Genomic DNA, 10663 nt, shown 5'->3' with positions numbered 1-10663 from the left:
CCCGCCGGCGTGCCGGCCGCGGCCTGGTCCGCGATGGGACGCTTTGCCGAACTTCGCGAGGACGCCGGGCGCCCGCTGGCAGAGCCAACAGCTGATCCGGACTGTTCCCTCCCCGGGCCGGGCTGCGCCTGGCCACACGGTGCGGAAACAGTGGTGTGGTCGGCGGCCTCGGGGCCCCGGGCCCTGCGCACCGAAGTGTTCACCCGATGGCAGGCAGGACGTGCCCAGCTTGGCTGGCCGACCTCTTCCGAGTACCGGTTCGGAGGGGACTACCGGACGGACTTCCAGAAGGGCTCGCTTATGTTCGTTCCCCGCCTTGGCCGAGTCATGGCCTACGACCCCGCGGTGGAGCAATCAGCCGTCGTCATCGGCGACTCGCAGGCCGGCACGGACACCTGGGTTGGGAAGGGGCTGACGTCCCTCGGGTTCAAACCGGTGATTCTTGGAGCCGGAGGAACGGGCTACACCCGCGGCAACGGCAGCATCGACAGCTACCCGGAGGCCCTGGAGGGGGAGGAATGGCTGCTGCCGTGGGGAAAACCGGGACTCGTTATCCTCCAAGGTGGCGGAAACGATGCCTACGGGGCCAACAACCAGCAGATCCGGCACAACGCCATCCAGCTGATCCGCGAAGTCCAGCGAACCTACCCCCAGACCCGGATTGTGGTGGTGGGCGTGATGGGTGCCGGCAGCGGACGGCGGGCCGAAATTGATGACCTGATGGGCCGGGTGGCCGCTGAGCAGGGACTGGAATTCCTCAGCGTGCGGGACTGGTGGACCCGGTATTCACTGACTTCAAAACTTGCTGACGGCGTGCACTTGGGCAAGGCCGGGCACGACGCCGCGGCGCCAATATTCGCGCGGGAACTCAAGGCAGTCCTGGCCAACTGAGAAACGGGAATCCTGGCCACCGGGAATCCGGCGCCGCTGTCCGGGCTGCTAGAGCTTCAGGATGCGGTCCAGCTCGGCGTTATCCCGGGCAGTTCGCCGGGGGACCAGGATCAGTGCGGCAGCAACGGCTGCAGCCGGGCCGGCGATCACCGGAACAGACCATGTCAGCCAGGAATAGTCGATGCTGGCGCCGGCTCCGGAAAACTGCAGGATGATCCAAGCCAGGAGCCCTGCCGCCAGGGAGATCCCCGGCAGCAGGAGAATGCCGTAGCGCTTTCTTCGCCGGTCGGCACCCCAAATGATGAAACCGGCCGCGGTCGTGGCGGCGGCGGCAATCATCAACTCCAGCATGGTGCGTCCTAGAGGGCGCCGAATCCGACGCGGCGGACTTCCTCAGCGCCAATTTCGACGTAACCGATGACACCGGCCGGAACGATGATGAGGCGTCCCTTTTCATCCTTGAGTCGCAGTTCCTTTGAGTCCTTGATGGCCTCGGCGACGGTGTCGGCGACCTGGTCCGCGTTCTGCCCGGACTCGAACACGATCTCTCGTCCGACATTCTGGATACCGATCTTTACTTCCACCGTGGTGCCTCCTGTTTAAATGAAACTCAGTGGAATGAAATCTACTCTAGATTTCCTTGGGGAATCGGCTGATTCCGCGCCAAGCTAAACGGTAGACCAGCTCGCTGGCAGCATCAATGTCCAGATCGCCGGCGGTCTCCAGCCAGTACCGGGCGCTGACCTGTGCCATTCCCGCCATCGCCCGGCCCAGGAGAGTTGCCTCGATATGGGAGAGTTTTGTGTCTTCGGCGATCACATCGGCGATATCGCTGGCGAAGCGAGCATTGAATTCCTCGATCCGGGAACTGACCTCGTCGTCGCTGGTCAGATCCGATTCGAAGACCAGCCGGTGGCCTTGGCTGTCCTGGGCCACAAAACGGAAGTAGGCCCGCATGGTTTCGCGGACGCGGAGCTTGTTATCAGTCGTGGAAGTCAGGGCGGCCTGCAGGAACTGCGTCAGGGTTCCGAGGTGATCGTCCAGCAGGGCGAGGTAAAGCTCGCGCTTGCCGGGGAAATGCTGATACAGCACCGGCTTGCTGACCTGGGCAGTGTCAGCGATTTCATCCATGGCGGCACCGTGGAAACCGTGGCTGACAAAAACTTCCTGCGCTGCCTGCATCAGCTGCCTGCGGCGTTCTTCCCGGGGGAGCCGCGTAGATTTGCCGGCGGGCTGGTTGCTCACGTGTGTACTGACCTCTCAGAATTTCCCGGGTCCCAGACCCGGCGCAGTGGAACAACAGTTTACCCGTGGGTAACCCCGTGGGAAGCGAACCCCGCGCCCGCTGTGGCGCAGCTCTCGAAATAGAGACGGCCGGGGGCATAGATTGGAAGCCATGAGCACTGACCCGGCCGCGCAGCTACCCCCGCTGGTCCGCCCGGCCCCGGAACTGACCCGCGACGAGAAGGAACGCTATTCAAGGCACCTTATCCTGCCCGGATTCGGGACCACGGCCCAGCTGCGGCTGAAGAACGCCAGGGTGCTGGTGATCGGTGCCGGCGGCCTGGGTTCACCGGCGCTGCTCTACCTGGCCGCGGCTGGTGTGGGAACCCTGGGCATTGTGGACGAGGACACCGTGGAGGTTTCCAATCTCCAGCGCCAGGTCATCCACGGCGTTGATGACGTTGGGCGTTCCAAGGCGGAGTCAGCCCGGGACAGCGTGCTGGCGTTAAACCCGCTCGTGGACGTGGAGCTGCATGAAGTCCATCTGGATGCGGGCAATGTCCTGGAGATCTTCGCCGGTTATGACCTCATCCTGGACGGGACGGACAACTTCGCGACCCGTTACCTGGTCAACGATGCGGCTGAGATCCTGGGGAAACCGTACGTGTGGGGCTCCATCCTGCGCTTCGACGGGCAGATCAGCGTTTTCTGGGGTGCCTACGGTCCGACTTACCGGGACCTCTACCCGGAGCCGCCCGAGCCGGGAGCCGTGCCCTCCTGCGCGGAGGGCGGGGTCCTGGGGATCCTCTGCGCCCAAATCGGGTCAGTTATGGTCAACGAGGCGATCAAGCTGATCACTGGTACGGGGCGCCCGCTCCTGGGCCGCCTCCTCGTCTTCAACGCGCTGGACATGAGCTGGCGGGAAGTGGGGCTGCGGCCCGACCCGGAGCGCGCACCGGTGACGGAGCTCATCGACTACCAGTCCTTCTGCGGGCTGGCTCCGGACGGCGAGCCCGCAGCCGTTCCCAGCATCGGCGTCGCGGAGCTTGCCCGGCTGCTTGCCGACCGTGCGGCGGGCCGCGCCGACTTCGATCTGCTGGACGTGCGGGAGCCCGGGGAGCACGAAATTGTAAGCATCGACGGCGCGGACCTGGTTCCGCGGGCCCGGATTCTCTCCGGCACTGTTGTTCCGGATCCGGGGCGCACCGTGTACGTGCACTGCAAATCCGGCGGACGTTCGGCTGAGGTGACAGCCTACCTGCGGGACAGGGGACACGAACACGCCTATAACGTCAGCGGTGGGGTCCTGGACTGGGTGCGCGAGGTGGAGCCGCACAAGCCCGCCTACTGAGCGGGTCTACTGAGCTGAGAGGGAGTCCTAGGCGGACTGGCTGCGGTCGGCGTCCTGCTCGTCGGCCTCGGGGACTGCCGAGGTGCTCGGCGCCAGGGTGCTGAGCGGCTTCTGTGCAGACTTGTCGACAGTGATGCCGTAGATGGCTTCGAGGCCGCGGATGTAGTCGTCCTGCTGGCCGCTGGCAGCCAGCTCGCGGGCACGGACGGCCGGAACATGGAGCAGGGCCTTGACCATCCGGCGCATGGCGAATTCGACTTCCTCGCCGGCTCCGGTACAGCCGTGCTGGGCCCGCACCTTTTCCAGTTCCTTGTCCAGCACGCTGAGCGTGTGGCGGCGCAGGGCCACAATCGCGGAATCGAGTTCGCGGCTGAGCTGCGCTTCAGAGAAGGCTGCAGCAGCGTCTGAAACGATCCGGTTGGCCTGCTGGAGGGATTCGGCCTGCTCAGTGGGTGCGGCCAGGCGGACGGACTCGAGGGTAATGAGGTCAACGCCCTCGATTTCCCGGACCTCAGGCTCGAAGTCGTGCGTAAGCGCCAGATCGATGATGATCAGCGGCCGGTCGGATGCGGCCCGAACCCGGCGGATGTCTTCGGCGCTGACCTGGTTTTCGGTGCCGGAGCAGCCGATCACGACGTCGGCGCGGGCCACTGCCGCACCGAGGGTGTTGGCGTCCAGCGCGGTTCCGCTGCGTGAAGCAGTGAAGGATTCGGCGCGCCCCGAGGAGGAATATACGGAGATATCGGTGCAGCCGCGCTCTTTGAGCAGGGCCATTGTGGCTCCGGCATAGGCGCCCGTGCCGAAGACGACGACGGCCTTGTTGCGCCAGTCGATGTCTTCGGAAAGGTCGGTGGCAAGTTCAAGGGCCACGGAGACGATGGACAGGCCCCGCTGGCCCAGTGTGGTCAGCGCACCAACGTCCTTGGCTGTGCGGGAAGCGGTCTGGAAGAGCCGGGTCAGGGTTCCGCTGGCGGTCCCCTGTTCCTGGGCATCGATCAGGGCGCGGCGGACCTGGCCGGCGATTTCGCGTTCCCCAACGACGGCGGAGTCCAGTCCGGCGCCGACGGCGAACAGGTGCTTAGCTACGTCCGGGCCCGTATTGGTGGTGAAGGAGCGGGACACCAGGTCTTCATCCAGTCCTGAATGCCGGCTGATTTCGGCAATCGCGGCCGACCGGGCTGCCTCGAGGTCCGCTTCGGAACGGGCTTCGCAGTACACCTCGAGCCGGTTACAGGTGGCCAGGACTACCGCACCGGAAACAGCCGGGCCGTTTTCCAGCAGCGAAGAAGGGACCTTGGGCGCCCCGGCGCTGAGCCGGGCAACGGTTTCCAGGTCGACGTCAGAGTGTGTCGCGATGAGGGAAAGAAGTACCACAGTGGCTTAATAGTAGCCATCCAAACCGTGTTCGGTGGCATCGGAGGCTCTAATCGAGGGTGATTTGGGACGCAATCGGCGTTGACATCAGCAGAAACGGCATAGGGGAGCACCCCGCCGATCATCGCCGCCGGGCCCCGGTTATCCTTCCGCGCGAAATTTGGGGAGAATCAAGGCATGACTCTCAGCGCCACTCATCCGCTCATGGATGGCCGCACGGCCGATTCACCGCTCATCACCGCGTACCGGGGCGGAACTCCGTCCCGGCGCCCCGTCTGGTTCATGCGCCAGGCCGGACGCTCGCTTCCCGAGTACCGGAAGCTGCGCGTTGGCACCGGCATGCTGGAATCCTGCCTGCTGCCCGAGATGGCTTCCGAAATCACGCTGCAGCCGGTTCGCCGGCATGACGTTGATGCGGGCATCTTCTTCTCGGACATTGTCATCCCGCTGAAGCTGGCGGGTGTGGACGTTGACATCGTCCCCGGCGTCGGTCCTGTGCTTGGCTCGCCCATTCGTACTGCCGCCGACGTCGCGGCCCTGCCTGAGCTGACGGACGAAGCGCTGGAACCGATCCGCGAAGCTGTCCGGCTGACGGTGGCCCAGCTGGGAAAGACTCCGCTGATCGGTTTTGCCGGTGCACCGTTCACCCTGGCCGCTTACATGGTGGAAGGCCGGCCGTCCCGCGACCATCTTGGCCCGCGGACCATGATGCACGGCGACCCGGAGACCTGGAAGGCGCTGACCGACTGGGCAGCGGATGCCTCCGGAATGTTCCTTCGCGCGCAGCTCGAAGCCGGTGCCAGCGCCGGCCAGCTCTTCGATTCCTGGGCCGGCTCCCTCAGCCTGGCCGACTACACCGCGCACGTCGCTCCGGCGTCCGCCCGCGCCCTGGATCACGTCCGCGGCCTCGGTGCCCCGCTGGTGCATTTCGGCACCGGAACCTCCGAGCTCCTGGTTGCGATGCGGGACGTCGGCGTCGACGTCGTTGGTGTTGACTACCGCCTCCCGCTTGATGAAGCCAACCGCCGGCTGGGCGGCAGCGTCCCGCTGCAGGGGAACATCGACCCGGCCCTGCTCTCCGCCCCGTGGCCGGTATTGGAGGCGCATGTGCGCAGCGTGCTCGCGGCCGGAGCGTCAGCGCCGGGCCATGTGGTGAACCTCGGGCACGGGGTGCCGCCGGACACTGACCCGGAGGTGCTGACCCGGGTGGTGGAACTTATCCACTCCGTGGAGCCGTAGCAATGGCTGCCGTCGCGTCCACTCCGCGCAGCGCCGTCGTCATCGGCGGTGGGATTTCAGGGCTTATTGCCGCCCGTGACCTGGCCATCAAGGGCCTGGACGTCACCGTGCTGGAAGCAGGGGACGGGTTCGGCGGGTGTGTCGGCAGCCACCAGGTGGCAGGGCTGAGCCTGGACAGCGGTGCTGAGTCCTACGCCACCCGGTCCCCGGCGGTACCTGAGCTGATCGGGGAGCTCGGGCTGGCCGGGAACATTGTCCAGCCGCATCCCGGCGGCGCGTGGCTGCAGCTTGGCGGTCCGGATCTGGCGCAGTCCGCCCAGCGGATGCCGCAGACCGGGCTGCTGGGTATCCCGGCGGATCCCCGCTCCGAGGAAATCGTCAAGGCAATCGGCCGGGTCGGAGTGGCCCGTGCCGCGCTGGACCGCGTGCTGCCCGTTGCTCCGCTGCTCCGCAAGGACAAGTTGAGCCTGGGCGAAGTGGTGCGGACCCGGATGGGCGACGCCGTGCTGAAGCGGCTGGTCGCACCGGTGGCCGGCGGCGTCTACTCCGCGGATCCCGATGTGCTCGACGTCGACTCCGTGGCGCCGGGGCTGCGCAAGGCGATGGCCGAGCATGGGTCGCTTTCGGCTGCCGTCGGCGCTATGCGCAAAGCCGCGCCTGCGGGTTCCACCGTTGCCTCGCTGCGCGGCGGAATGGGCACGCTCACCCAGGCGCTCACCGCCGACCTGGCGGCCCGTGGCGTGAAACTGCTGACGGGGACACCGGCCGAAGGTATCGAACGGACCGCGGCGGGTTTCCGCATCGCCGTGCCGGACGCTGTCCTGGACGCCGACGCCGTGGTGGTGGCGACCGACGGGCCTGCCGCCGTCGACCTGCTGGCGAAAGCGGTGCCGGAACTGGCCGCCTACCGCCCCGGCCCGGGTCCGGGAGTGGCCCTGGTGACCCTGGTCGTGGACCGGCCGGAACTTGACGCGATGCCGCGCGGCACCGGTGTGCTCGTGGCCATTGATGCTGACGGTGTCCAGGCCAAGGCCTTGACCCACGCCACCGCCAAATGGCAGTGGCTCGCGGACTCCACCGGTCCGGGAACTCACGTCCTTCGCCTGTCCTACGGACGCGGCCTAGGGGCGGGGCAGGAGATCGATGCCACCGCCCTGCGCCCGGACGATGAACTCTTCGCAGCGGCCCTGGCGGATGCTTCTGCACTGCTGCAGACACCGCTGGAGGAGGCCGACGTGGTCGGCTGGGATGTTGTCCGCTGGGTCGGAGCCCTGCCCTCCGCTGCCGTCGGGCACGCCGATCGTGTGGCCGCGGTCCGCGCTGCCGTGGCCGAGGTCGACGGGTTGGAGGTGGTGGGAGCATGGCTGGCCGGAACCGGACTGGCCGCTGTCACGGCCGATACCCGGTCCCGTTCCGCACGCCTCGCCGAAGCCGTCCAAATCGTGGAATAATCAAATCAACTGCAGTTCTACAGGTCGTAGAACTTCGCATTTCGCCTAAGTCTGTCGCAGGCGGCAGACTGTTAGACATGAGTGAGCCCATGGGTCAGACCGCATCTGTCACAGCCGAAACACAAGAACAGTTCTTCACGCTCTGGACCGTTTTCAAGCGGTCCGAACTTTCCCGTGAGATGACCGGGAACGCCGTCAGCGACTTCGAAGCCCTGGAGAAAGACCTGGGCACCGGGAATGTCACCCTCCGCGGCATTTATGATGTCTCGGCCATGCGTGCGGACGCAGACATCATGATCTGGCTGCACGGCAGCCGTCCCGAGGCGCTGCAGGACGCAGTGCGCCGGATCCGCCGGACGGAATTGTTCTCCGGCACCGAAATTGTGTGGTCCGCCATGGGTGTCCACCGCGACGCCGAGTTCTCCAAGGACCACTGGCCTTCCTTCTCCCGCGGCATCGCTCCCGAGACCTGGGTCTGCGTCTACCCGTTCGTCCGCTCCTACGAGTGGTACCTGCTGCCCCCCGAAGAACGCGGCGCCATGCTGCGCGATCACGGCAAGCTGGGCCGCGAGTTCCCGCAGGTCCTGGCCAACACGGTTGCGTCCTTTGCCCTGGGCGACTGGGAGTGGCTCCTGGCGCTGGAGGCACCGGAACTGGTGGACCTCGTGGACATGATGCGCCGCCTGCGCTCGACCGAAGCACGCAACCACGTGCGTGAAGAAATCCCGTTCTACACCGGCCGGCGCATCGCCGCCGCCGACGTTTCAGAGGTGCTTAAATGACTTCCCCTTCCTCCGGTTCCCCAGCTGGTTTCGACCCGTTTGCCGGCGTCGATGAAAACGGCGTGATGGCCCCGGCCAAATACGATGCCATCCTGCTCGCTTCCTTCGGCGGCCCGGAGGGCCAGGACGACGTCATTCCGTTCCTGCGCAACGTCACCCGCGGCCGCGGTATCCCCGACGAACGCCTCGAGGAAGTTGCCACGCACTACCGTGCCAACGGCGGAATCAGCCCTATCAACGAGCAGAACCGCGCCCTGAAGGCTGCCCTGGAAGCCGAACTTAAGCGCCGGGAAATCGACCTGCCGGTGCTGTGGGGCAACCGCAACTGGGACCCCTACATCAAGGACGTCCTGCAGGATGCCTATGACACCGGTTACCGCCGCCTGCTTATGGTCACCACCAGCGTCTACTCCAGCTATTCCTCCTGCCGGCAGTACCGCGAAGACCTGGGCATGAACCTCACCGCCACCGGACTGGATAAAAAGCTGCAGGTGGACAAGGTCCGCCAGTACTTCGACCACCCCGGCTTCGTGGAGCCCTTTGTGGAGGGTGTAAGGGATTCCCTCGCCAAGGTCCGCGAACAGCTGGCCGCTGCAGGCAAGGCCGACGGGAAGATCGAAGTCCTGTTCGCCACGCACTCCATCCCCACCGCCGACGCCGAGGCGTCCGGACCGCGGGACCGCGAATTCGAAGAAGGCAGCGCCTACGTTGCCCAGCACCTGGCCAATGCCCGGGCCATCATGGACCGGATACCCGAAGCAGCAGGCCTGGACTGGCAGCTTGTTTACCAGTCCCGCTCCGGGTCACCGCACACCCCGTGGCTGGAACCGGATATCAACGATGCCATCGCCGAGCTGCCCGCCAAGGGCGTCGACGGCGTCGTGATTGTGCCGCTGGGCTTCGTCAGTGACCACATGGAAGTCGTCTGGGACCTCGACACCGAAGCCATGGAGACCTGCGCCGACCTGGGGCTCGCCGCGCACCGCACCCCGACCCCGGGTATCCACGAAAAGTTTGTGGCCGGCCTGGTTGACCTGGTCTGCGAACGCACGGTGGATCACACGATCTCCGAGCGTCCGGCGCTGACAAAGCTGGGCCCCTGGTACGACGTCTGCCGTCCCGGCTGCTGCGCGAACCTGCGCGGCGAAAAACCGACTATCGCGGGCGCTGATTCCACAGTGGGTGTGCAGTAGTGGCGCATTCCCCAGTCCTGATCGGGACTCGAGGCTCCGCGCTGGCTGTAACGCAGACCACCACGGTCGCTGAGATGCTTTCCGAGCTGGGCGGCTTCAACGTGGAGCTTGTCCGGGTCAAGACCGAAGGCGACATCAACCGGGCCGCACTCTCGCAGATCGGCGGCACGGGGGTGTTCGTGGCGGCGCTGCGTGAATCCCTGCTGAGCGGCGACTGCGACGTCGCTGTGCACTCGCTCAAGGACCTGCCCACGGCTGAGGCCGGCGGGCTGACCATCGGGGCCATCCCGGCCCGGGTGGATGTCCGTGACGCACTCTGCGCGCGGGATGGACTGACCCTGGGGCAGCTGCCGGCCGGAGCTAAAATCGGCACCGGCTCCCCGCGGCGTGCCGCCCAGCTGCGCGCCGCCCGTCCGGACCTGGAGATCGTCGATATCCGCGGCAACGTGGACACCCGGCTGGCCCGCGTGGCCGGTCTGGTCGACGGCGGACCCGGGGACCTCGACGCAGTGGTGCTGGCTGCCGCCGGGCTCTCCCGGCTGGGCCGCCTGAACATGGTGTCCGAATTCCTGGAGCCGTCGGTCATGCTGCCCGCGCCCGGGCAGGGGGCGCTGGCCGTGGAATGCCGCACGTCCGACGCCGCCGAAGGCCCGCTTAGCCGGGCACTGGCGGCCTACGACGACACCGCCAGCCGGTTGACAGTGACAGCTGAACGCGCCCTGCTGGCCCGGCTCGAAGCCGGCTGCACGGCCCCGATCGGTGCACTGGCACGCGTTACCGAACAGGGCCTCGCGCTCGAAGCCGTGGTCTGCAGCGACGACGGCACCCAGACGATTCGGCGCTACACCTCCACTGCACAGGCAGACGAGGACGGAGCCCGCGCCCTAGGGATCCGCATGGCGGAGGAACTGCTCGCCGCGGGAGCCGCTGACCTGACGGAACTCGCTTCTTGATGGAGAGCTGAGGCTGGCTCCGATGACCCCGGACCGTGCCAGGCCGCCCGCAGCCGGAGAAACTCTCTCCGGCGCGGACGTGGTGCTGCTGCGCACCCCTGACCGCGCGGGACCCATGACGGCGGAACTGCAGGCGCGCGGAGCCCGCGTGCACCTGCTCCCGCTGATCGACTTCCAGCTGCCGGCGGACACCGCACCGGTGGCC

At 66.6% G+C, this 10663-nt stretch carries 11 protein-coding genes and 1 pseudogene; 8 read left to right on the top strand and 4 right to left on the bottom strand.

Translation table 11 applies throughout. From position 1 onward, the window contains the following. The coding region (locus tag RTN46_RS11845; RefSeq protein ID WP_312181609.1) for an SGNH/GDSL hydrolase family protein at positions 1-891 on the top strand (891 nt) is incomplete at its 5' end. Positions 892-939: 48 nt separating this feature from the next. Here RTN46_RS11845 and RTN46_RS11840 read toward each other — a convergent pair. The 3 genes from RTN46_RS11840 to RTN46_RS11830 are packed head-to-tail and all read right to left on the bottom strand — an operon-like array spanning position 940 to position 2136. Next, positions 940-1242, bottom strand: coding sequence for a hypothetical protein (locus RTN46_RS11840; RefSeq protein WP_312181607.1), 303 nt, complete (start codon positions 1240-1242; stop codon positions 940-942). Between the two features lie 8 nt (positions 1243-1250). Then, positions 1251-1475, bottom strand: a complete 225-nt coding sequence (locus RTN46_RS11835; RefSeq protein WP_312181606.1) for a DUF3107 domain-containing protein — start codon at positions 1473-1475, stop codon at positions 1251-1253. Between the two features lie 46 nt (positions 1476-1521). Then, positions 1522-2136 carry a TetR/AcrR family transcriptional regulator gene (locus RTN46_RS11830; RefSeq protein WP_312181604.1) on the bottom strand — a complete coding sequence of 205 codons (615 nt, stop codon included), beginning with the start codon at positions 2134-2136 and terminating at the stop codon, positions 1522-1524. A 151-nt stretch (positions 2137-2287) separates the two neighbouring features. On the opposite strand from RTN46_RS11830, the gene moeB reads away from it, so the two are divergent. After that, on the top strand, positions 2288-3466 hold the full coding sequence (gene moeB / locus RTN46_RS11825) for a molybdopterin-synthase adenylyltransferase MoeB (protein WP_312181602.1): 1179 nt from the start codon (positions 2288-2290) through the stop codon (positions 3464-3466). A 27-nt stretch (positions 3467-3493) separates the two neighbouring features. On the opposite strand, the gene RTN46_RS11820 is transcribed toward moeB, so the two are convergent. Continuing rightward, positions 3494-4840, bottom strand: a complete 1347-nt coding sequence (locus RTN46_RS11820) for a glutamyl-tRNA reductase (protein WP_312181600.1) — start codon at positions 4838-4840, stop codon at positions 3494-3496. Between the two features lie 177 nt (positions 4841-5017). On the opposite strand from RTN46_RS11820, the gene hemE reads away from it, so the two are divergent. The 6 genes and pseudogenes from hemE to RTN46_RS11790 form a co-directional block, all read left to right on the top strand. Then, positions 5018-6079: a uroporphyrinogen decarboxylase gene (gene hemE / locus RTN46_RS11815; RefSeq protein WP_312181599.1), complete on the top strand. Its 1062-nt coding sequence runs from the start codon at positions 5018-5020 to the stop codon at positions 6077-6079. Positions 6080-6081: 2 nt separating this feature from the next. Continuing rightward, on the top strand, positions 6082-7530 hold the full coding sequence (gene hemG, locus RTN46_RS11810; protein WP_312181598.1) for a protoporphyrinogen oxidase: 1449 nt from the start codon (positions 6082-6084) through the stop codon (positions 7528-7530). Between the two features lie 77 nt (positions 7531-7607). Further along, positions 7608-8312: a hydrogen peroxide-dependent heme synthase gene (hemQ, locus tag RTN46_RS11805; RefSeq protein ID WP_312181597.1), complete on the top strand. Its 705-nt coding sequence runs from the start codon at positions 7608-7610 to the stop codon at positions 8310-8312. Further along, positions 8309-9505 carry a ferrochelatase gene (locus tag RTN46_RS11800; RefSeq protein WP_396157688.1) on the top strand — a complete coding sequence of 399 codons (1197 nt, stop codon included), beginning with the start codon at positions 8309-8311 and terminating at the stop codon, positions 9503-9505. Before hemQ ends, RTN46_RS11800 begins: the two co-directional genes overlap by 4 nt. Beyond that, a complete protein-coding gene (gene hemC, locus RTN46_RS11795; RefSeq protein WP_312181595.1) occupies positions 9505-10458 on the top strand; it encodes a hydroxymethylbilane synthase in 954 nt (317 codons plus the stop codon). Before RTN46_RS11800 ends, hemC begins: the two co-directional genes overlap by 1 nt. Before the next feature lie 22 nt (positions 10459-10480). Next, positions 10481-10663: pseudogene (locus RTN46_RS11790) on the top strand (hypothetical protein); the annotation flags it as partial.

Source organism: Arthrobacter sp. (assembly GCF_031988865.1).
Taxonomy (GTDB): Bacteria; Actinomycetota; Actinomycetes; order Actinomycetales; family Micrococcaceae; genus Arthrobacter_B.
This window is presented reverse-complemented; position numbering and strand designations above follow the sequence as displayed.

Excerpts from the sequence above, each read along its gene's own strand:
- RTN46_RS11840 (WP_312181607.1), bottom strand. The coding sequence starts at position 1,242 with ATGCTGGAGTTGATGATTGCCGCCGCCGCCACGACCGCGGCCGGTTTC.
- moeB (WP_312181602.1), top strand. The coding sequence starts at position 2,288 with ATGAGCACTGACCCGGCCGCGCAGCTACCCCCGCTGGTCCGCCCGGCC.
- hemE (WP_312181599.1), top strand. The coding sequence starts at position 5,018 with ATGACTCTCAGCGCCACTCATCCGCTCATGGATGGCCGCACGGCCGAT.
- hemG (WP_312181598.1), top strand. The coding sequence starts at position 6,082 with ATGGCTGCCGTCGCGTCCACTCCGCGCAGCGCCGTCGTCATCGGCGGT.
- hemQ (WP_312181597.1), top strand. The coding sequence starts at position 7,608 with ATGAGTGAGCCCATGGGTCAGACCGCATCTGTCACAGCCGAAACACAA.
- RTN46_RS11800 (WP_396157688.1), top strand. The coding sequence starts at position 8,309 with ATGACTTCCCCTTCCTCCGGTTCCCCAGCTGGTTTCGACCCGTTTGCC.